This is a genomic window from Sphingomonas echinoides, from assembly GCF_029623395.1.
In the GTDB taxonomy this organism is placed as follows: Bacteria; Pseudomonadota; Alphaproteobacteria; order Sphingomonadales; family Sphingomonadaceae; genus Sphingomonas; species Sphingomonas echinoides_A.
The window spans coordinates 110,237-130,952 of the sequence record NZ_JAPYKK010000002.1 but is presented as its reverse complement, the minus strand read 5'-3'; the positions used below and the strand labels follow the sequence as shown (position 1 = coordinate 130,952).

19 protein-coding genes are annotated in these 20,716 nt (G+C 63.6%); 1 reads left to right on the top strand and 18 read right to left on the bottom strand.

Features of this window, described 5'->3' with window-relative positions; translation table 11 throughout:
• Positions 1-267 precede the first annotated feature (267 nt).
• The 18 genes from QBJ92_RS02355 to QBJ92_RS02270 all read right to left on the bottom strand — a co-directional run bounded on the left by QBJ92_RS02355 (position 268) and on the right by QBJ92_RS02270 (position 19,702).
• A complete protein-coding gene (locus tag QBJ92_RS02355; RefSeq protein ID WP_277968083.1) occupies positions 268-990 on the bottom strand; it encodes a hypothetical protein in 723 nt (240 codons plus the stop codon).
• Positions 991-1,075: 85 nt separating this feature from the next.
• The gene (locus tag QBJ92_RS02350) at positions 1,076-2,713 is read right to left on the bottom strand and encodes a hypothetical protein (protein ID WP_277968082.1); all 1,638 of its coding nucleotides are present in this window, start codon (positions 2,711-2,713) and stop codon (positions 1,076-1,078) included.
• Positions 2,714-2,843: 130 nt separating this feature from the next.
• Positions 2,844-3,011: a hypothetical protein gene (locus tag QBJ92_RS02345; protein ID WP_277968081.1), complete on the bottom strand. Its 168-nt coding sequence runs from the start codon at positions 3,009-3,011 to the stop codon at positions 2,844-2,846.
• Positions 3,012-3,343: 332 nt separating this feature from the next.
• The gene (locus tag QBJ92_RS02340) at positions 3,344-5,596 is read right to left on the bottom strand and encodes an AAA family ATPase (protein ID WP_277968080.1); all 2,253 of its coding nucleotides are present in this window, start codon (positions 5,594-5,596) and stop codon (positions 3,344-3,346) included.
• Positions 5,597-5,770: 174 nt separating this feature from the next.
• Positions 5,771-6,730 carry a hypothetical protein gene (locus tag QBJ92_RS02335; protein ID WP_277968079.1) on the bottom strand — a complete coding sequence of 320 codons (960 nt, stop codon included), beginning with the start codon at positions 6,728-6,730 and terminating at the stop codon, positions 5,771-5,773.
• 731 nt (positions 6,731-7,461) lie between these two features.
• Positions 7,462-9,615: a xanthine dehydrogenase family protein molybdopterin-binding subunit gene (locus tag QBJ92_RS02330; RefSeq protein WP_277968078.1), complete on the bottom strand. Its 2,154-nt coding sequence runs from the start codon at positions 9,613-9,615 to the stop codon at positions 7,462-7,464.
• Positions 9,612-10,631, bottom strand: a complete 1,020-nt coding sequence (locus QBJ92_RS02325; protein ID WP_277968077.1) for an FAD binding domain-containing protein — start codon at positions 10,629-10,631, stop codon at positions 9,612-9,614. Before QBJ92_RS02325 ends, QBJ92_RS02330 begins: the two co-directional genes overlap by 4 nt.
• A complete protein-coding gene (locus QBJ92_RS02320) occupies positions 10,631-11,302 on the bottom strand; it encodes a (2Fe-2S)-binding protein (protein WP_347342777.1) in 672 nt (223 codons plus the stop codon). Before QBJ92_RS02320 ends, QBJ92_RS02325 begins: the two co-directional genes overlap by 1 nt.
• Positions 11,303-11,455: 153 nt before the next feature.
• Positions 11,456-12,337, bottom strand: coding sequence for a LysR substrate-binding domain-containing protein (locus QBJ92_RS02315; protein ID WP_277968076.1), 882 nt, complete (start codon positions 12,335-12,337; stop codon positions 11,456-11,458).
• Between the two features lie 152 nt (positions 12,338-12,489).
• Positions 12,490-13,065, bottom strand: coding sequence for an NADPH-dependent FMN reductase (locus QBJ92_RS02310; protein WP_277968075.1), 576 nt, complete (start codon positions 13,063-13,065; stop codon positions 12,490-12,492).
• Positions 13,066-13,127: 62 nt separating this feature from the next.
• Positions 13,128-13,535, bottom strand: a complete 408-nt coding sequence (locus QBJ92_RS02305) for a DoxX family protein (protein ID WP_277968074.1) — start codon at positions 13,533-13,535, stop codon at positions 13,128-13,130.
• A 79-nt stretch (positions 13,536-13,614) separates the two neighbouring features.
• Positions 13,615-14,517: a pirin family protein gene (locus QBJ92_RS02300; protein ID WP_277968073.1), complete on the bottom strand. Its 903-nt coding sequence runs from the start codon at positions 14,515-14,517 to the stop codon at positions 13,615-13,617.
• Between the two features lie 138 nt (positions 14,518-14,655).
• Positions 14,656-15,561, bottom strand: coding sequence for a LysR substrate-binding domain-containing protein (locus QBJ92_RS02295; RefSeq protein ID WP_277968072.1), 906 nt, complete (start codon positions 15,559-15,561; stop codon positions 14,656-14,658).
• 67 nt (positions 15,562-15,628) lie between these two features.
• A complete protein-coding gene (locus QBJ92_RS02290) occupies positions 15,629-16,090 on the bottom strand; it encodes an SRPBCC family protein (RefSeq protein ID WP_277968071.1) in 462 nt (153 codons plus the stop codon).
• Positions 16,087-16,830: an SDR family oxidoreductase gene (locus QBJ92_RS02285; RefSeq protein WP_277968070.1), complete on the bottom strand. Its 744-nt coding sequence runs from the start codon at positions 16,828-16,830 to the stop codon at positions 16,087-16,089. Before QBJ92_RS02285 ends, QBJ92_RS02290 begins: the two co-directional genes overlap by 4 nt.
• 64 nt (positions 16,831-16,894) lie before the next feature.
• Positions 16,895-18,481, bottom strand: coding sequence for a GMC family oxidoreductase (locus QBJ92_RS02280; protein WP_277968069.1), 1,587 nt, complete (start codon positions 18,479-18,481; stop codon positions 16,895-16,897).
• A gap of 76 nt (positions 18,482-18,557) precedes the next feature.
• On the bottom strand, positions 18,558-18,788 hold the full coding sequence (locus QBJ92_RS02275; RefSeq protein ID WP_277968068.1) for a hypothetical protein: 231 nt from the start codon (positions 18,786-18,788) through the stop codon (positions 18,558-18,560).
• Between the two features lie 140 nt (positions 18,789-18,928).
• On the bottom strand, positions 18,929-19,702 hold the full coding sequence (locus QBJ92_RS02270) for an SDR family oxidoreductase (RefSeq protein WP_277968067.1): 774 nt from the start codon (positions 19,700-19,702) through the stop codon (positions 18,929-18,931).
• A gap of 109 nt (positions 19,703-19,811) precedes the next feature.
• On the opposite strand from QBJ92_RS02270, the gene QBJ92_RS02265 reads away from it, so the two are divergent.
• The gene (locus tag QBJ92_RS02265; protein WP_277968066.1) at positions 19,812-20,687 is read left to right on the top strand and encodes a helix-turn-helix domain-containing protein; all 876 of its coding nucleotides are present in this window, start codon (positions 19,812-19,814) and stop codon (positions 20,685-20,687) included.
• The last annotated feature ends 29 nt before the right edge of the window (positions 20,688-20,716 follow it).

Genomic DNA, 20,716 nt, shown 5'->3' with positions numbered 1-20,716 from the left:
ACCAGCCATTCGTTCAAGAAGCAGGGAAGGGGGCTCGAGCGCCTCTCGAGGGTGGAAAGGGCTCGGCTGCTTACGGGTGGCGACGGCTGCAAACGGTCGTTCGTTCATGCGGCCCCGGGACGGGCCTTGAATGCCTTTCGTTGCCGAACAAGGGCGAAAACCCCACAACCATTGCGTTCCCGGAAGATCACGCTGCGATCCGGCGTGGCTCCGCTGGCGTAGAGTTGAGTGGGTGGAGTGCAGTTCGATATGGGCCGAGGCGCGATCCTAGCCCGCCGCGCCGGACGTCGCGGCCGGATCGAGCCAGAAATCGCAGCTAAAATTGTCGAGAAAGCGGCTTCGCATGCCGGACTGCGCTTCGAACCTCTCGAGGATCGCGGTGCCGTCGCCGCCCTTCTGAAAAAACTCCCGCACCGTGCCGAGCGCCCGCGACCGGAGATCCTCCCAGCGGCGGTAGAGCTCGTCCTGGCGCTCCTCATCCTGCTTAGCCGCGCTCGGCTTCCGCTTCGGCACCGGCTTCTCATAATCGGGATGCAGCTGGACGTTATGGGCGAAAGTGATGCTGCTGAACCGCCAGGAGTCCGAGGCGATGTCGCGCCATTGGAAACCGACCCGTACCTCGATCCGCTCACGCAGGCGGTGGGGCGGCGGGATCAGGTCATCGATGCGGAAGCGCTCGAGCTCCCTGTCCTCCGCCACCATCCGGTCCTGCATCTCGCGCACCGCGCGGAGGAGTTCACTCCCGGCGCTGCTCACCCGCGCTCGTGTATCGATCCTCTTTTGCGCCGATTTTGCCTTGGCGTAGTTGTCGAGGTCGCGTTCGAACCGCCGCAGTCGCTCGGCGACGTAGACACCGCAGCTTGCAAGGCGGAGCTCGCGGAGGGCGCGTGAGCGGGTGCTCCATACCGCCTCGTCGACCAGCTCGCGCAGCGTATTGGAGTTGATCGACTTAAGTGCGGACCGCTCGTGCTCGCTGAGGTAGAGGCTCATCGCTTTGCTTCCAGTTGATCACGCCACCCGGTCATAGGTAGCCCTCGCCGGCACGTCCGCGGTCGCCTTCTGATTTCTGTCTCCTTCATCGATCCGTCCCGTCGATCCGGGCTTTGAGCGCCGCCACATAGTCGGGGATCTCATACTCGATCAGATCGTCGTTCCGATCGAGAAGCTCCGCGAGCCGTGCAAGGTAGGCAGGATCGCTCTTTCGGTCACCGCCGCTCAGCAGCGCGTTAATTAAATAAGCGCGGAGAGCCGACCGATCCCCCTCGTCGGGATGCAATTCCTTGATCGGCCGGATCGCGACATCGTGCAGCGTTTGGATCACTCCGTCGTCCACCTTCTGCGACAGAACCGATACCGCGAGTACGCGTCCTAGCGCCTGGGCGGCGGCGAAGGGTATGGTGGCCGGGTAATCGGGCCGGTCGGGAACTCCGCGGTGCACTGCACCTTCGGGCAGATGCCGCAGCATGCCGACCCAACCAGTCAGGTGGCTCACGAGCTCGTAGAGCAGGCGGGCGGCGCGGATCGGGAACTCGGCAGTCCGATCTATGCCGGCAGCGCTCGAATCGTAGCCGCGCTCGAGCATCTCGGCGAAGGAGGTGAAGTAGTAGAGCCACATGTGGTAGCCAACACCTTGCTTGGCAGCCGAACTGACCATGATGTCAAAGAATAACATGCCGACATAGGTCGGGTCGCGCATCTGTTCCCGCTCGAACCAATCGGGCCGGCCATTGAGCCAAACCCAATAATCGGGGCGCTCGTCTCCGCCGAGCAGGCGCTTCAGATAGTCGCCCACGCCCTGCCATGCCGACAACTCCTCAGCGACCTTCGCATTGGCGAACAGGAAGTGGAGAATGCGATTGCGGGCAGGAAGATGGTAGCCGACCAACCCGTCGGAATGGTCGTTGGTGGCGACCTCCTGATAAAGAGCACTGCCCGGCCGACGCATCAGCTCGCCAAGGAAACGCTCGAGAAAGTCAGCGCCGCCATAGACCTGCTCGCGGACCAAGCCGAGCGCGAAGTACGGTCGGCGCGACACGATATAGTTGAACAGCTGGGGTGAGTTCATCAACAGCTGGAAAAGGTCACCGGCGGCTCGTTCGCCCCGGCGCCCGGCCGGAACGAAGCGCGCCAACCACCGCACCGGCGCTGCCGCCCAAGCGGGCAAGTTCTTGCCGCTGTAGCGGCGCGGCCCCGACCGGCGCAGATAGCGCCGAAACGAGTGCTCCTGCGTCGGCCCGAACTCCTCAAGCCAGTCGCGTAGCCGTTGCCGGGAACACTTCCGTCGGCTGGCGTGCGCCAGAAGGGCGATTTGCGGCTCCACGAGCTTCAATGCGTCGCCGTATTGCTCCTCGTCGATCAGCGCAGTCGCGACCTCCGTGAACGCCGGCACGCTCGACAGGGTGGGTTTGGCGATAGCATGAATGGCGACCGCCCCGGACAGCCAAGCGAAGGCGAGTAGGAAGGCGAACTTGCGCGCCACCCCCGGCTCCGCCCCGCCGAGGATCAAGGGCGGGCAGATATCGCCAAGTGCGATTGGGCATGCCGGCGGCGACCAGTCGTACAACTCGAACCCGAGGATCACCACCAGCATTGGCAGGGCGAGTAGCAGCTGGGGTCGCCAGGTCAGTGACACGCGCTGCCGCTGAACGGGGGATAGGACGGCATAGATCGCCGCCGCGAGCGTGAGGACCGTTAGAAATCCGTCAAGCGTCATTGAGGGACCAAAGTTTCGCTGTGTGCGAGCGCTCGCGGCGTTCGAACCCGGGTCGCGCCGAAATTCCGATCGGCTCGATCATGAGCAACGCCGGTCAGGGTCGTTGCCGAGGATCGAGAAGCGGCGGGCATTACTCGTCCTGCCAAGTGTCTTGGATCGGTCCAAACCCGCCCGGATGTACGTTCTCGGCAACCATGGTGAGCATTGGGCAAAGCCCGTCGTCGGTCGACCAATCGCCGCCATTCTCGTAGTTCGCCCAGAAGGCGTCCAGCGGGCGGGCGCGAACCCACAGCAGCACGCAACGGCCGTCCTTCAGCTTGACCGGGAGCTCCGCGATCGGCCGTCACGCGTCGTGCGCGCCGGCCGCCCTCGCGTCGCCGCTCACAGGAAGTTTCCGTTCGCATGCTCGTGGTCGCGCGCATACTCGCCGACCATTCGAGCAAAGCGTATCTGCTATGTTTGCGCATCCCGAACAGGTTGGCGTTCTGCCCGCCTGCCTGGATCTGGAACCTCGCCCGCGAGCCGTGTCCGAAACTGTCCCTTTCGACCCGGTCGCTAGTCATCGCGGCCAGCTTCAAGCGTCGGAACGCGCCGGCCAGACCGATAGCAAGCATCGCGCGATGTCATCGGTCAGCAGCCCCCGACGATCGCCACCGTCCTAGTGGCATAGCTGCGAACCTCGTCCTCGACGTAGGGGGCGTTCGGATCGTGATGGAACGGCGCCGTGTAGGCGTTGATGTCGTCGAGTTCGGCATAGTGCGGCGTCATCGGATGCTGCGGATCGGTGCGGATGATCGCGAGCATATCGCCCAGCCATTTGCCCTCGAGGATCTGGTTGGGGAAGCGGTAGCGGATATACTGTTCGAGCAATGGCCGGATGACGGTCCGCATCTCGCGGGCGTCGCCTGACTGACCGTCGGCGAACTCCTGCAGCCGCATATGGTCCTGCAGATACCCCTCTTTGACCTCCCGCTCGAGGTCCCAAGGCTCGATCGACGATCCCGTCGCCGTGCTCGAAATCTGCATGGTGACGCATTGCGCATCGCGGATCAGGCCATGCACCGTGTCCAGGAAGAACTTGTCGTGGCTCAGCACTAGCGTCTGCGCGGCCCGGCCGCCGCTGCGGACGATCTCCTTCGCGGTCATCGCGCGGCGGAAATCGTCGAGGCTGGTGAAGGGATCGTCGAAGATGACGAGCTTGCGGGTGAGGTCCGCGTCGCGCTTCAACTGCGCCAAGAAGAACGCGAAGGCGAAGGTGTTCTTGTCGCCAGCGCTCATCGTCGTGTCGAACCCAGGCTCGTCGGCGCTCGCCTTCGTCACGTCGATGTCGCTATTGTCGAACCGCAGGCAAAAGGTGGACTGCGGCGCCTTTCCGACATAGCTCTTCTTACAGTCGGCAAGCCGGAACCCGGCGCCGAAGCTCGTCAGAAATGAATTGATGTCGGCTTCGTAGGCACCGAAGATCGAGGCGTCGTAGGCGTCCAGCGCCTTCTTCTTGTCGTCCTTCGCGTCGACTAGCGTCTGTTTGTCGGCGGTGAGCTGGAGATACTCCGCGGCGAGCGTCACGACCGGCTCGGAATGTCGCTTCTCGACGGCACGTGCCCCCGCCAGCTCCGCTTCGATGCCGGCCTTGTCACCGGCTGCGCTGCCGTCCTTGACCGCCTGGATCAGCCAGTTGGCGTCGTCGACGCGTGCAGAGGCGCTTGCGAGCTCGGCCGACGTCGCCGACCAATTGGCGGCCGCGGTGATGAAGGCGGTGGAAGTTTCCACTGTCTCCAGCAGCGCATTGTTCTTCGCGGCCAGCAGCGCCTTTGCGGCATCAAACAGGGCTTCCACCTCGGCGACGATCCGTTCCGCTGCGGCGGGCGGCGCGTAACCGTGATCGCCATAGTCGAGCCAAAATTTCCCGTCGGCGGCGGCGGTCGTGAAGCCCTGTTCGACCCGCAACGCCGCCGTCCCGGACAGCGCCTGACTGAGGACGCGGCTCATGTCGGCAACCGCCTTCCTATGGTCGGCGTAGGCATTGCTGAAGAACCCCCGATAGGCGTCGATCAGGCCGTTGCCAGCAAGCGGCGCCTCGCAAAACGGGCAGGTGCCCTCGCCCGCATGGTCAAGGCCTTGGCTTAGCCATGCCTCGCCATGCTCGTCAAAATCGTGCCGCGCGAGTTGCGCCTGGACCTGCGCCGCGGCGTCGGCCGCCACGCCTTCGGCCGTCTTGCGGAGGAGGTCAACGAAGCCCTCGGGCAGCACCGGAAGCGGCGGAAGGCTGAGCAGCTTGCGCGATGCAATCGCGCCGCCGTCGTTGACCGCTTTCAGCCGCCGTTCCGCGTCCGCGATCGTATCGGCGTTGGCGGGATCGGCCGCGATCTTTAGGAAGGGATCGAGCCGGACGCCGCGCGGCAGGTGCTGTTCCAGCACCTTCTTCGCCGTCGCGAGTTCGCCTTGCTTCGCGGTTACCAGCTGATCGAGACGGTCAACTTCCTCCGCGAGTGCCACACCCGCAGGGCCAACCACGATCCGATAGAAGTTGCGTCGGTGTTCGACGTCGATCTGGTCACCGCCGTGGACATTCTCGGCGACGAACTGCTGGTCGAAGATGTGCACGTCGGGGTTGGCGGCCGACCAAGCGCCGTTGGCGAAGCGCACCTGCCCACTGTCGAGCAGCAGCCCGATCTCGGGATCGCTGGTCGCCTGAAACGTTCGGCGTCGCGTGACGGGGGTCGGGTCGTTTGTCTGGAGAGAGCGCAGGATCGCGCACAAGGTCGACTTTCCGCGGCCGTTGCCGCCGTAGATCAGCGTGAACCGTTCGTACATGCCGCCAGCGATGCGCGCCGCCTTGAAGCGGCCGACGCTCCGGATGCCTGTCACCTTCTTGAGAAACATGTCTCCCCCTCGATCGGTCGCGTCGTCTTCGTGTTTTCGCGGGCGCTCTCATCACCCTAACGCGGGCCTTGCGCGAAGGCGATATGCTTGCGGCCAAACTGCCGAATGCAGATCGGCCTCGCGGCCGGTCTCCCGTGAGAAATCTCAATATTGTACTGGTGGTAGGCGCGCCCGCTACATGCCAAGCCTGAAATCCTGTATCTCTTTGGCAATGACGGAAGCGGCATCGCCTCGTGCGGAAGCATTAAGCATTGCCACCAAGTGGGTATCATCTAGGATTAGAATCATCTTCTGATAATGAGCCCACTGTTCTCGAACTGTATGAATTGCTGAAGCGTCTCCACCGTTTCGAGATATAATAATTCCAAAAAGGCCCGTTCCGAAGTGCTTCAGATAATTAGCCATCTGCAGCACCTCTCTCTTTTTGACCTTCCCAACATAGTTTTTGGCATCTGCGACGATATAGTCGGCTGCATAACGAATTCGTACGCTATTCCAAAATCCGCTTTCAGCGAAATTTGCCAGAACGAAGTCTCTCCGATTCACCCCGGACATATCGGGCGATTCACCTAGCGGCGGATTGAGTGGCGGGCAAAAGCAGTGTTCTAGAACCCTGCCAATCAAATCCTGATAAATCGACCACATCTTTTTTCCAGGATCGCACGCCTCTAGTTCCTTAATGAGCGCAGATTCTGGTGTTTCCACCACACTCGCGAATGCGAACGCAATGTGCGGCTGCAGTACTTTCAGTTGCGCACTGAAGATCGAACCAAGAGCAGCTAAATCCCAAAGCTCGACGCCCGCCGACCTAATCCGTGCCGAGTCCTCTTCAGCAAGCTGGCCAGGCAGCGCGAGCACTAAGCGAGCCGTTGGTCGCCACGTCCCATACCGGAGTACTTGCTCGAGCGCTCGATCAATCTCGCGTCCGTAAAGCGGACGACTTTTGCATTCTATAACAAGCGCCTCTTTAGCGCCGCTTGACTTGTCGCGCACAGCTAGGATGTCGGCGCGAGCTAGACGCTCCCCTAAATTGCCATCGCGCGTGGTGATAATCGAGTCAATGGCAATCTCCGAATAGCAGGGATTTGCTTCCATTAGCTGCGCAAGAGCATGCACAAATTCCGTCTCATTCACGAACAAGCGTTCGCTTGGAGCATTTCGCATCTGAACCCCGCTTCTGCGCAGACAAGCACCAGATATGGCTAGGAGGGGCCGATGGCTCTTGCAACTGCCAAGCTGGTTCGCTTTTGCCTAGCGACGATGTTTGGACCTGCGACTTTCGTGTCGTGCGCAACAACAGCCATGTGGCCAACGACGGGGCCATGGCGCTTGTTGGCTTTTCAAAGCGCTAAAAGCGGTCGCGAGATAGCAATGAACGAGCGGCCGGAGTTGGGGAGCCGGATAGGCGACTCGAACGTCCGGAACTAGGTCTTGCGAACTGAACCTGCCGTCGGCTGACGACCAACTAAAGCCATTCCGCGAACCGCGTGTAACGGCCGCTCCTGCCGCAACCGGTCATTCCTGGTCCAGTGAGCGATCTGGCGCCAGCGCGCCCAGCGCACGAGATTGAGTGCGCAGACTGCAGATCCTCAAAGAAGTCATGCAAATAGAACGTGGCGGCTCCGACCAGCGCCGAATGCGAGAACTCTGGGCACGTCTGGTGCAGCGGGTGATCCGGCAGGCTGCGCGCGGGAGACGGCTGTATTCGGTCGACGGAGCGGACACGACCACCCCGGCCCGTCCGCCTTGCGCCTGCGGTTCCGCAGCGCGCCGGTCGGAACCGTGATGACACTTGAGATCGTTCGCTCGGTTCCAGGCTTTCCAAAACGATTGAGTTGAAAGACCAGATCTGATCTGCCCGCGCGTTATAGCAGGTCTTCGATCCGGAACGGCATTTCGCGCAGCCGCTTTCCGGTCGCGTGGAAGATCGCGTTGGCAACGGCGCCCGATACGCCCGCCATCGCGACTTCGCCCAATCCCTTGACGCCTAGCGCATTCATCTGGGGGTCGGGCTTGTCGATCATCCCGACTTCGATGTCGCCGATGTCGGCATTCACCGCGACGACGTAATCGGCAAGATCGTTGTTGAGCCAGCCGCCGTAGCGCGGATCGGTGTCGGTCGCTTCGCGTAGCGCGGCACTGATCCCCCAGATGACGCCACCGCGCACCTGGCTTTCCGCGGTACGCGGCGAGATGACGCGACCGCAATCGACGACCGACACGACGCGCGGCACGCGGATGCGACGGGTGCGGGGTTCGACCCGCACTTCGACGAAATGCGCAATGTAGCTGAATGTCGTGAAGTCGGGATATTCCGGCCCAGCGATCGCGTAGCCGCCTCCGCGCAGCGCCGCGAGGTCCTTGACCCCCTGCCCGGGGCCCGCGTGCGACACCTCGATTTCGAGATAGGGACGCCGGATCGCGGCGAGTTGTTGATGAAGGTTGCCGGCGACGGTTCGTCCCGCCAGCAGCTCGATCATCGCGGCGTTGAGCTTGGCAGCGGCCTCGGCGGCGACGGGCGCGCCGCTCGCGGTGCCCCAGGAGCCGGCGGTGGTGTGCTGCGGCGCGGCCGAGGTGTCGCCGATCGCCAACTCCAGCCCCGTCGGTTCAATCGCCAGATCGCGGACCAGCACTTGCGTGAGCACCGAGCGGAGTCCCTGGCCCATTTCGTGACCGGCGACAGCAAAGCGCGCCGTTCCGTCCGCCCGTATGCGCAGAGTGGCGATGCTGACATGCGTGATCGCGGGATAGGCCCCGCATCCCACGCCCCAGCCGATCTGCGTGCCATCGGGCAAGCGCATCGACCCGGGTGCCAGCCCGCGCTTGTCCCAGCCGAAGCGCCGCGCGCCTTCGCTGATGCAGTCGTTGAGGAAGTTTGATGACAGCGGCTTGCCGTTGAGCGGATCCACCGTTGCGCGATGCTTCAGTCGAAACGCGACCGGATCCTCGCCGAGCTTGAACGCGAGTTCGTCCACTGCGCTTTCGAACGCGAAGGCGGCCGGGTGCGGATAGGGACAGCGCATATATCCGGGGTCCTGCGTGTCGATCCGGATATCGGCGCCAGTGCCAAGATAATCAGCGACGCCGTACATCTGTGGCACATGCTCGTGGTAATCGGGCCCAAACTGTCCACCGCGCGATGCCTGGTGATCGGCATCGTAGCGGATTGCGCTGATCTTGCCCGAGGCGTCGGCACCAAGCTCGATGCTGTGTCGGCTTTTGGGGCGGAAGGTCGCGGTGTGGAATACCTGGCCGCGTGGGACAACCATTTTGACCGGACGGCCAAGCAGCATGGCGGCGCGCGCGACCAAGCTGGTCTGGCTCTGGACCGACCCCTTCTGACCGAAACCACCGCCGATCTGCGGACTCTTGACCACGACTTGCTCGGCATTGAGCCGCAGATTGCGCATCAGCGCGCCCTTCACCAGGTTGCTGCTCTGCGTGCCCTCGTGCACAGTCAGCACACCGTCCTTCCAGTGCGCGGTAGTCGACAGCAGTTCCATGGGATTGTGGTGCTGCGCGGGGCTGACGTAATCCGCCTTATGCCGCGTTGTCGCGCGCGCCATCGCGGCGTTGGCATCGCCGGCGGTAACGCGCTTGGCCGGCTCGCGCCCGGCACCGGGGCTGTTGATCAGCGTGGCGAATGGCGAGTTGGCGTACACCGGATGGATCGCTTCGGCCCCCTCAATCGCCGCTTCGAGCGACTCGGCCACGACCAACGCGACCGGTTGGCCGCGATAGGCAATGTCGGCGACGATCATCGACGGCGGTGGCCCCGCGCCGGGGATCGCCGGCGCGGGCGGCGGGAAGTCGGTCGCGGTCAGAACGCGGACCACGCCCGGTATGCGCAGCGCGGCGGCAGTCGGTACGGCCGTGAGCCGGCCCTTGGCGACCGTCGCTGGCACCTGCATCGCGTACAGCATGTCGGGAATTGCAAAGTCGGCGCCATAGCGCGCCGCGCCCAGCACTTTTTCGCGAGCGTCGGCGCGCGGACGATCGGGGAATGGCGCGGTAGTCATGCGGAGGTCCTTCCGGCAGCGAGGATCAGCGCATCGGCAACCGTGCGCGCGCCGAGGTCGATCTTGAAACCATTGTCGCGTCCGGCTTTCGCGCCAGCAAACGCTGCACGCCCGGCAGCCAAAGCGGTTTCCGGCGTCAGCTTCTGCCCGGTGAGCGATACCTCGGCCGCGGTGGCACGCCACGGCCGGGTCGCGACGCCGCCGAGCGCGATCCGGGCTTGCTTCACCACGCCGCCGTCCAGTTCCACGGCCACCGCCGCAGAGGTAAGCGCAAAGGCGAGGCTCTCGCGGTCGCAGACCTTGTAATAGGTCGACAGCCTGCCGATCGGCGTTTTCGGCACGACGATCGCGGTGATCAGTTCCCCCGGCTGAAGCGTGAATTCAAGATCGGGTGTGTCGCCCGGTAAGCGGTAAAGGGCGGCAATCGGGATCGATCGCGCACCGCCAGCGCCAAGCACTTCGACATGGGCGTCAAGTGCCACCAGCGCGACTGGCCAGTCGCCGGGCGATACGGCGGTACATGCCGCGCTTTGTCCAAGGACCGCCTGCCCGCGATCCTGACCGCCGATCGCGGCACAACCCGTTCCCGGCTCGCGCTTGTTGCACGGATAGATGTTGCCCGTGGAGGTGCTGCCCGCGCCGTTCCTGAAATAGATGCAGCGCGTTCGCTGCAGCAGATTGCCGCCCACCGTCGCCATGTTGCGCAATTGCTGCGACGCCGCCCGGGCGAGCGATTCCGCCAGCACCGGATATTCGCGGTGCACCGTTTCGTTCGCAGCCACTGCGCTCATCGGGGCCAGCGCTCCGAACCGCAGATGCCCGCCCGCGGTTTCGATGGTATCGAGGCCAGGGACCGCCGTAACGTCGACCAGATGTTCCGGCTTCTCGATCCCGAGCTTCATCAGATCGTAGAGCGTCGTGCCACCAGCGATATAGCGTGCGCCTGGTCCCGCCGCGGCGAATGCCTGTACGGCTGCAAGCGCGTTTTCGGGACGGGCATAGCTGAAGGCGTGCATCAGACTTCCCCTCCCTGGGCGACGACATCTTCGATCGCCGCAATGATGCCGACATAGGCGCCGCACCGGCAGATGTTGCCGCTCATCGATCGGCGAATGTCGCCGCGGGTCGTGGCGTTGCCCTCGCGCACGCAGGCGACCGCCGCCATGATCTGGCCTGGCGTGCAATAGCCGCATTGCAGCGCATCGTGATCGATGAAAGCCTGCTGCATCGGGTGGAGCGTCTTGCCGTCCGAAAGTCCTTCGATCGTCGTGACCTTGCGCCCATCGACCTTGGCCGCGAGCGTCAGACACGAAACCACGCGCCGCCCGTCGACATGGACCGTACACGCGCCACACTGGCCGTGATCGCAGCCTTTCTTCGCCCCCGTAAGACCGAGACGTTCGCGCAACAGGTCTAGCAACGATGACCGCGTATCGATTGCGACGGACAATTCGTGGCCGTTGATTGTCGGGCGGATCGTCAACGTCGTTCCGGCAAGCCTGGACTCCGCAGGCGCGGCAGACCCCGCGGGTGAGGGCCGGGCGGTAGCACCGGTGGCGACGAACGCACCGGCGGACAAAGCCGCGGCGCTGGCCAAGGCTTCGCGTCGCGTCGGGATGAACGCGCCGTCGCTATCGTCACAGGCTTGCCGCGTCAGCGCGACATCGGGATCATCGTCTCGGGTCACGCTAGCGTCCTTTTCGACCGAAATGGCGGGGGAGTTTTGGTTGGGCATGACGGCGGCGTCGCCATCCGCCGAAATGGACCGCATCGTCAGCAGCACCCCGCGGGCATGATGCGGCCAGCCAAACCGATCCAATATATAGATGTGATCGGAAGATCATCGAAGCTGATCGGCCCCGTCCGATGCTATCGAAGACTCGATATAGGCATCGACCAGCGGCGAGGGGGCCCGTTTGCGGGCGATCAAATGCAATTCCGCCGGTGCAACGGCCGGCACGATCGGCCTGAACACTACTCCTGCCACTCCGATATTCGTCAGCGTTGCGGGGACCAGCGCGACGCCAAGCCCGATCGCGACGCTGGCCAGCAAGGCAATCGTACTGGGCGCATAGCGAAAGATTTCGGGCTCGGTTCCAAGCAGTGTGCGGAGCGTCAGCACCTGCCCGCTCTCCGCCTTTCCGCCGGCGTAGAGGATCAGCTTTTCCGCCCGAATATGTTCGGGCGTCAGCACTTCAGCGTGCGCAAGCGGGTGCGTTTCCGCGAGCGCGACCCTCCACGGGAACGTCGCGATCCGGTGGACCGTGATATCGGCCGCGGTTACACCGAAGACGGTGCAATAGCCGATGTCGATCGCGTTGGTGCGGATCGCGGCGAGTTGCTCGACTGCATTCATTTCTTCGAGCACGATCTCCACCCCCGCGTGGGTGCGTCGAAAGTGTTCGACGTGCGCCTGCAGCTTGCCGCTGAACACAGCGTTGCTGAAGAACCCGACGCGCAACACCCCGACTTCACCGCGGAGCAACCGCGGCACGATCTCCCGCGTCCGCTCCGCCTGCGCCACCGTCAGCAGCACCTCTGGCAGGAGATGACGACCAACATCGGTCAGTTCGATGCGGCCACCGGAACGATCGAACAGCTTGGCGCCAAGCGCGCCCTCGATCACTTTGATCTGCATGCTGAGCGCCGGCTGCACGATGTTCAGCCGTTGCGCCGCGCGACCGAAATGCTGCTCTTCGGCTACCATGAGAAAGTAGCGCATTTGGCGAAAATCCATATCGGCGCCCCTTAAGATGCTGGCGATGGGCAGGTTTCCCGAGACGGTGTCGCCAATTCCTGGTCTCGCGTGCTCGCGTATCGATCGTGACTCGCCATCGGGACAGAGACACGCACCGGCAGCCGTCGAGTGTTCTTTCAGACCGGCGTCGTTCGTTGAAACCGATACTGGACAACCCATTTCGCAAATGCGTCCGCGAAGGTTTCGAGTATCACCTTCCCCGGACCCTCGATCAGCCGGCCTGCGTCGTCGAACAGCGCAGCGGAACGACTAAGATACGTCTCGGGCTGCTGCATCGCCGGCATGTCGAGAAACACGAGGCACTGGCGCAGATGATGATTGGCGCCGAACCCGCCGATCATGCCCGGGGATTGCGAAATGATACCCGCCGGTTTCTGTGCCCAGACGCTGTCGCCGTGCGGGCGCGATCCGACGTCGATCGCGTTCTTCAGCGCGGCGGGGATCGAGCGGTTATATTCCGGGGTCAGGAAGAGGATCCCGTCGACCGGCGCGACGGTTTGGCGAAACGTCGCCCATGCGGGAATGCCCTCACCGTCGCGCTCGGGATTGTACAAAGGAAGATCGCCGATCTCGATGATCTCGAGGGCAAGTCGATCGCCCACGAGATCCTGCATTGCGTGGGCGATCTTGCGGGTAATGCCGTGCGTCTGCAGGCTGCCCAGAATCACGCCGATGCGTGGGAGCTTGGTCATGGTCGATCCTTGATTCGAAAATGGTCCGCGCGAGCGCGTGGGGTGGCGACGAAGCGCTGGGCTCAGTACGCGCGTCGGCGTACGGCATCGATGCTCCACGGCCCGGCGCCGGCGAAGCCGAGATAGAGGAAGGCGAAACAATACAGGATGGCGAGTTCGCCGCCGTTTAGCGACGGGAAGAAGCCTTGGGGCGCATGGACCAGGAAATAGGCTACCGCCATCTCGCCGCACAGCAAGATCGCGACCGGCCGGGTAAAAAGACCGACGGTCAGGAAGGCGCCGCCGACGAACTCGAACAAGCCGGCAATACCAAACAGGCTTAGCAACGCGACGTGCCCGGGCTGCGCGCCAGCAGGGAAACCGGAAAGTTTCACAAGGCCATGCGCGAAAAACAGCAACGCGAACATGATGCGGAAGATCGATAGCACGCGGGGCGTCCAAACGGCGGGAAGATCGGTGGTGGTGGGCATAGCGAGTAACCTTGAATGGGGATAAAAAGAAGATTAGGAGCGCGAGCTCGCCGCGTGCCGGGCTCGGCGGTTCTAGCGTTCAGGCGCCTTTGAACACCGGCACCGACCGCTCGCGCTTGAGCGATCCGGCGGGCGGCAGCAACGAGCCCAGTTCGGCGATCCGGGTTTCCCCGCGGATCAGCGCGTCCTCGCTCGAATGGACCGAATAATAGCCAAGGACGAGGTCGTGCGGGTGCGGGATCGCAGAGCCTAGGACGAACGTGGTGGGGCCATCCGCGTCGGCCTGGAAATGCATGGCACCATCGTGATCAAACACGCCCATGTCACCGGCGCGCAGAGTAGAGCCGACATCGATCGTTCCGCTCGAGACGGCGACGAACGCCGCGCTGTGTCCGACGGGGGGCTCATACGTCCACTCCTCGTTCGCGCCCAGCGTGACGAGCAGATAGGTGATCCCGGCGGGGGCATTGACTGGGCTGCTCGTGCCATCGAGCTGGCCGAGGATGACCCGGGCGGGCCCGACCTGCGGCATTGCCTTCGCTTCGATATACGCGTTTTCGACCGGCCCGTTTTCCAGTTCGGGGGGCAAGGCGATCCACAATTGAAAGCCGCGAACATGGCTGGCCTCCCCGCGGGACAGCTCCTGTCCGTGCCAGACGCCGCCGCTCGCGCGCATCCATTCGACCGCGCCGTAGGCGATCGTGCCTTGCCCCTGCTCCGGGTCATCAAAGCGGAGATCGCCTTCCGCCAGCACGGTCACGGTGGCGATGCCCGAATGCGGGTGAACCGGCATCCCGCCCATTGTCTCGCCGTCGATCTCGAACAGGTCGAGGAAGACGAACGGCTTGAGCCGCTCGCCGAGATCCGACGGGCTCATCAGCCGGACGATGCCGCCATGACCGCGTCCGCGGGTGATGTGGACGATCCTCCGATCCTGGCGTGTTGGCATAGGGAGCGATGCGGCGAGCGTGGACACGGTCATGATTTTTCCTGAGCTTGAGCGGAAGAGGCGCTGTTGATCTTGAAACTGGATCTAAGCCTGAGGTGCAGGTCGCAGTAGCGGGTCATTCCGCAACGCAGCGTCCCGTGGCCGGGACTTTGAAGACGGCAGCGGCTGCTGCTACGCGTTCACGATCTTGGGAAATTCTCGGGACAGATGGTCGAGAAACAACCGCACCGCCGGCAACACACCGTCGCGGATCGGCACGACTGCGCTGATCGTCGCTTTGCCGGCGATCCAGTCGGGCATGACGCGGACCAGTGTTCCGCCGCGTTCCTCGGCGCGACAAATCCAGCCTGGCAATGCCACTACGCCGATCCCGTCCTGTGCGCATTGCTTCAGCATCAGCAGATCGTTGCCGGTAAAGCGCGGCGTTACTGGCACGATCCGCTCGCCAAGTTCAGCGTGGCTGAGCTTCCAGACGGTTGCATGGCCGGGTCGCAGCATTGCGAGTGTGTCATGGTTCGCCAGATCGTCGGGTGCGTTCGGCAATCCGCGAGCGCCGATATAGGCGGGGGACGCAAACAGAGACCAGGGTGCCTGGGCGAGCACGCGCTGGACGAGACTCGAATCGGACAGCGCGCCGCTGTGAGAGCGGATCGCGAGGTCGAAGCCGCCGCCGACAATGTCGATTTGATCGTCGCTGGTATGCTGCTCCAGGCGGACTTTGGGATGGTCGCGCGCAAAAGCCGGTACGATCTGTCGCATCGCGAAGAGCGACGGGGCAACGCCGGTGGTGAACCTGATGACCCCGGTCGGTTCGACGAGCCGCTGGCGCACGCCGTTTTCGGCGAGGTCGGCGTGGCTCAGCATGTCGACGGCATGGCGATAGAATTGCGTCCCGGCGTCGGTCATGCTCTGGCTGCGCGATGTCCGGTTGACCAGGCGGACGCCAAGCCCGGCCTCCAGTTGCTGCAACCGGTGGCTGAGCGTGGATTTGGGCACGTTCATCGTGCGGCTGGCGGCAGTCAGCCCGCCGGCATCGACGACGCCGACGAAGTACCTGAAGTCGTTGAGGTCGAGCACGCCATGTTCCTTGCGTAATTAGATATGCTTGGCTGGCGCAAAGCGAGCGTGGTTACAGGAACAGACGTCAGTCGGTGGGGCGAACTTTCACGTCAAGCAGCCGCCCGATGCCAGCCGCAGCGCCCGCGAACACATCGCGGTTGATCGCGGCAATGTCCTCGATCGTGGTTCCTTCCGTCGGAACGAACCAAGCGACGAACGTCACGCGCGACCAGCCTGGCCCCGCATCCTCGACGACGATCCGATTGTGCTGCTCGCTAACCGGGATCGGAAAGCTGAGCATGTCATACTCGAGGCACCGCAAACCGTCGTCCAACAAGGTTAGCCTTTCCCGAACCGATGTACCTTCGGTGGTACGCAATTCGCGCTCCGCCCCCGGCGTGGCATCGATGCCCGCGACGATGCGGCTGGTTTCGGCAATGGGGCTCCAGGCGGCGACATCCCCAAAGTGACGGATCACTGCCCAGATTTGGTCCGAGTCGGCCGCGATCCGTGCGGCAAACCGGATTTCACCGTGCCCACGGGTCATACCTTCGCGCCGCCATTGGCGAGGAGATGCTGGCCAGTAACCCAACGCGCCTGGTCGGAGGCGAGGAAGGCAACGACGTCGGCAACTTCGTCCGCTTCACCGATCCGGCCGAGCGGCGAACCCGTGGCGATGCGATCACGCTCGCTTTGCGGCGCGTCTTTCAGGAATTCGGTGTTGGTCGCGCCCGGCATCACCGAGTTCACGGTGACAGCGCGATGCCCCAGTTCGAGCGCCAACACTTCGACGATCAGCTTCGATCCGGCCTTCGACGCCGAATGCAGGCCCATGCCGGCACCCGCGAACATCGTCGTCGATGTCGATATGTCGATGATCCTGCCGCCATCACGAACGCGGCGCGCCGCCTGTTGCAGCAGAAAAAACGAGCCCTTGGCATTGAGTTTGAAGATGCGGTCGAAATCCGCCTCGGTGACGTCCGCGACGGCGACGCCGATGAACGGCAGGCCGGCATTGGCGATCACGATATCGAGACCACCGAACGCGGCGGTCACCTCGTCGAACAGGCGGGTAATGCCACCGATCTCGGCCACGTCGCCGTGGAACGCGCGGGCGATCCCGCCGGCCTGCTCAACGGCACGCACGGCTTGCTCTGCCTCCTCGGGACGGCTTCGGTAATTGATCGCGACGGTGGCGCCTTCGCGGCCCAGCGCTTCGCCGATCGCCCGACCAATGCCGCGCGATGCGCCGGTGATCAGCGCGACCTTGTTCTTCATCGATGTCATGACAGGTCTCCTTGAGAAGGTGGCGACCGACGCGTCGGCTGCCGGGAAATAGCGGTCGCTTCGGCTAGGCCAGAATTCGGCTGGCGATCCGTTCGGCGACCATGATCGTGGTGACGTTGGTCGGCACCGACGGGATGTCTGGCAGGATCGAGGCGTCGACGACCCGTAGGCCCTGCATGTCGCGCACGATCCCCCACGCATCGACCACCGCGGTTGGATCGGCGTCGGCGCCCATCGGGACGGTAGAGGTCGGGTGCTGATACGCCGCAATGGTCGCGACGATGTTCGCACGCAGCGCAGTTTCGCTTGTTACCTCCGCCCCCGGTGCCATCTCATGATCGACCATCCCGGCGAACGGTGCGGTCCGTCCGATCTCGCGCGACAGCTTTACCGCCTCGACCATGCGGTCGAGATCGCTCGGATCATCGAAGAAATTGTACCGGATGCGCGGGGCGGCTCTCGGATCGCGCGAGGTGAGCTGGAACGAGCCGATCGATTTCGGTAACGTGACTGCCGCCGCCAGCACGATCGCGCCACCCGTTGGGCTCGCCTTTGGATCAATGAAGTGCGTAGCGGACACCTGCAAATCGAGATCGCCCGTGGCGGCTCCGGCAGAGCTGGTCCAAGCCAGCGCCCCCGCCGCCGGCAGCATACCCTTGTCCGCCGCCTTGAGGGCGTAAGTGTTGTAGAAGAAGGGGTGATCCTGAAGTCGCATACCGACCTGCAGGTCGGCGACGACCGGGATGTCGAGCCCTCGGAGGTGTGCTGCTGGACCGATCCCGGATCGCAGCAGGATTGCGGGGCTGCCGAACGTACCGCCCGACAGAATGACCTCGCCTCCCATGACGGTCTCTCCGTTCGCGAGCCGTACGCCAGTGGCGCGGTGGCCGTTGAGGATCAGACAATCAACTTCGGCGCCGCCGCGGATCGTCAGGTTCGGCCGAGCGCGCACCTCTGCGGTCAGATAGACGATCCCCGTGTTCATCCGGACGCCGTCGACGACGTTGAGCGGATAACCCCCGGCTCCGTCCGCGACGTCGCTGTTGAAATCATCGACGCTGGCAAGGCCGACCCAGCGCGCCGCTGCTATGAAGGCGCGTGATGACGGCGACAGGTCGTCAAGCGTACGCTGGCGGATCGGGAAAGGGCCGGACCGCCCGTGCCACACTTCGGCACCGGACGGCGTGTTTTCGAGCGCCCTGAACGCGGGCAACACGTCGTCCCAACTCCATCCCGTGATACCCCGCGCGGTCCAGCGCGCAAAGTCGGCCGGACGGGCGCGCATCGCGACGGTGCCATTGATCGCCGAACTTCCGCCGACCACCTTGCCGCGCGGCAGTGGAATGTCGTGACCGAGCCTTGCCGCATCGTCGCTGTGATAGTTCCAGTTGAATTCGGGTGTACCAACGATGCCGGGATCGGTCAGGGCTTTGGGATAGGCATGCGGTTCAAAGACGGGGCCGGCCTCCAATAGAAGGACGCGACGGCGCGGGTCTGCGCTCAGCCGTGCGGCAAGCACCGCGCCGGCTGAACCGCCACCGACGATGACAACGTCGGCGGTCGATCGTTCGGCGATGCCCCGGCCACTGGTCAGGGATGCAGTCGTGGCGATTGCCCCGGCCGCCAGAACGCCTCTTCGTGTGATGGTCATCAAGCGTTCCTTTGGCGGCGTCCGAGACCAAGCAAGCGGACGGTGATGTGGAGGTTGGGGATAATCGTGCGGCGCATCAGAAGCGTCGTGACGACAGGAACAGCATGAGGCTGCGGACCGGCATCTCATATTCGGCCGGCAACAGGAGGATCGCGGTCGCCACGAAGCTCGCCAGACCGGCTGCCCACGGCCGATTCACGGACTGGAGCAGGCGCGCGGTAAGTCCGTGACGTTGCTTGCTCATCGATCCGGCCGAGGCTGAAGGGCTGGCGTAGAAGCGTAGCGGACGGACGGACAGGAATTGCATCGCGGGTCTCCGGGCAGGGATGCGGTCGATGACGGATAGCCATGCCGCGAAGGCTCTGGCTGGCGGCCGATCATCGGGCCGCCAGCTATGGCCAAGGACGTTCGGTCCCGACCGGAACCGCGCGCTGGTCGCTTCGTCGCTCAGCGCGCGATGAAGCCGCCGTTGATGAAGAGCGTCTGCGCCGTCACCCAGCTGCCGCCCGGACCGACCAGGAACTCGATCAACGGCGTGATTTCGTCGATCTCGCCCAGACGATTCTGGGGAGCCATGTGCGAGAGGAACGCCTTGGAGTCGGCGGTCTCGACCGGGTAGAAGAACGAGGTGTTGAGCGGTCCGGGCGCGACGGTGTTGACCGTGATACCGCGGTCCCCGATCTCCTTCGCAAGCGCGCGCGTGAAGTGTTCGAGCGGCGCCTTGGACCCGGCATAGATCGAATAGAGGCCGGTCGTTGCGGCCTGCAGCGTCGTGCCGATAGTGATGATGCGGCCATTGTCCGCGATCCGCTTGGCGGCTTCCTGCATGGCGAAGAATGCGGCTTTGCTGTTGATCGCGAAGCTCTGGTCGAAGTCTACCTCGGTGATCTCGACGAACGGCTTTTTCACGACCTTACCAACGGTGTTCACCACGATATCCAGCTGGCCGAACTTTTGCTCGACGGCGTCGAACAGCTTCACGACTTCATCGACTTGGGTAAGGTCCGCGCTAACCAGAAGTGGCTCGGCACCGAAATGCGCGATCTCGGCAGCGGTCTCTTCCGCCTCGCCGCGCGATTCCTCTCCGTGATAGTGGACCGCTACGCCGCTGCAGCCATTGCGCGCCAGCATCACGGCATAGGCACGGCCTTGGTTGCGGGTAGCGCCCATCACGATTGCAACTTTGCGAGCGAGGGTCTTGCTGAGGGTTTCGGTCGTCATCGTCATTCTCCTGGTTGATGACCAAGGAGTAGGTGACGCCGATGGGCGCGGCTTTCAGGATAGGCGCATCCGTGTTAGGAAAGCCGCATGCAGGGATCGGAAACGCATTATGTCAGATCCTAGCCCGACCGAAGCGCCGCACGTCGCTACCGCCGAGGTACCAGTGCCAAACTGGGGGCGCCTGGTCAGCTCGGAGTACGGTACGGCGGCGTGGAACCGACGCGACGCCGACGAGATCAGCCAGACGATCCCACATCATCTCGTATTGTTGTCATTCAAGCCCTTCAGCAACCGCGAGTCACGTCTTGGCGGGACCAGGGTCCGCAGCGCTTCAGCCGCGAGTGGATCATGCGAGATCGTGCCGGCCGGCGCCGATTATTGGTCGCGCTGGCATGAACCCAAGGAGGTTTCGGCGTTTGCCCTGTCGCAAGACTGGCTCGATCGCGTTGCGCAGTCAGATCTCGATCTGCCGGCTGCCACCGTCAACACCGATGCCTTGCCTATGGTGGACCGTCGCGTGGCGCTGATCGGCGGCATGCTACGCGACGAGCTCCGGTCGAGCGCCAATACCCCGATGGCAAGCCTGGAACTGGACTCGCTGCTCAGCCTGCTCGGCATCCACCTCATCAAGCAATATGGCATCGCCCGGCCGCAAAAAGACTTGGGCGGCCTTTCGGACCGACAGTTGCGCCAAGTGCGCGACTACATGGTGGTGCATATTGCCGATGGCGTGAAGCTCGAGGTATTGGCCGGCCTGGTCGGGCTATCTTCGAGCCAACTGATGCGTTCATTCCGGCGAAGTACGGGTACCAGCCCACACCAGTATTTCATGCGCTTGCGTCTCGATCATGCCCGTACGATGATCGTCAGTGGATCGCTGCCGCTGGTGGATATCGCGCTGACATGCGGCTTCTCCAACCAAAGCCATCTAACTGCGATCATGCGTCGGGAGGATGGGCTCACCCCGGGGGCGCTGCGGGCGTGACGTGAGATCGGAAGCGGTATGTCTTCACT

Coding starts and splice junctions, on each gene's coding strand:
- QBJ92_RS02355 (WP_277968083.1), bottom strand. CDS start 990: ATGAGCCTCTACCTCAGCGAGCACGAGCGGTCCGCACTTAAGTCGATC.
- QBJ92_RS02350 (WP_277968082.1), bottom strand. CDS start 2,713: ATGACGCTTGACGGATTTCTAACGGTCCTCACGCTCGCGGCGGCGATC.
- QBJ92_RS02340 (WP_277968080.1), bottom strand. CDS start 5,596: ATGTTTCTCAAGAAGGTGACAGGCATCCGGAGCGTCGGCCGCTTCAAG.
- QBJ92_RS02330 (WP_277968078.1), bottom strand. CDS start 9,615: ATGACTACCGCGCCATTCCCCGATCGTCCGCGCGCCGACGCTCGCGAA.
- QBJ92_RS02325 (WP_277968077.1), bottom strand. CDS start 10,631: ATGCACGCCTTCAGCTATGCCCGTCCCGAAAACGCGCTTGCAGCCGTA.
- QBJ92_RS02315 (WP_277968076.1), bottom strand. CDS start 12,337: ATGCGCTACTTTCTCATGGTAGCCGAAGAGCAGCATTTCGGTCGCGCG.
- QBJ92_RS02310 (WP_277968075.1), bottom strand. CDS start 13,065: ATGACCAAGCTCCCACGCATCGGCGTGATTCTGGGCAGCCTGCAGACG.
- QBJ92_RS02305 (WP_277968074.1), bottom strand. CDS start 13,535: ATGCCCACCACCACCGATCTTCCCGCCGTTTGGACGCCCCGCGTGCTA.
- QBJ92_RS02300 (WP_277968073.1), bottom strand. CDS start 14,517: ATGACCGTGTCCACGCTCGCCGCATCGCTCCCTATGCCAACACGCCAG.
- QBJ92_RS02290 (WP_277968071.1), bottom strand. CDS start 16,090: ATGACCCGTGGGCACGGTGAAATCCGGTTTGCCGCACGGATCGCGGCC.
- QBJ92_RS02285 (WP_277968070.1), bottom strand. CDS start 16,830: ATGACATCGATGAAGAACAAGGTCGCGCTGATCACCGGCGCATCGCGC.
- QBJ92_RS02280 (WP_277968069.1), bottom strand. CDS start 18,481: ATGACCATCACACGAAGAGGCGTTCTGGCGGCCGGGGCAATCGCCACG.
- QBJ92_RS02275 (WP_277968068.1), bottom strand. CDS start 18,788: ATGCAATTCCTGTCCGTCCGTCCGCTACGCTTCTACGCCAGCCCTTCA.
- QBJ92_RS02270 (WP_277968067.1), bottom strand. CDS start 19,702: ATGACGACCGAAACCCTCAGCAAGACCCTCGCTCGCAAAGTTGCAATC.
- QBJ92_RS02265 (WP_277968066.1), top strand. CDS start 19,812: ATGTCAGATCCTAGCCCGACCGAAGCGCCGCACGTCGCTACCGCCGAG.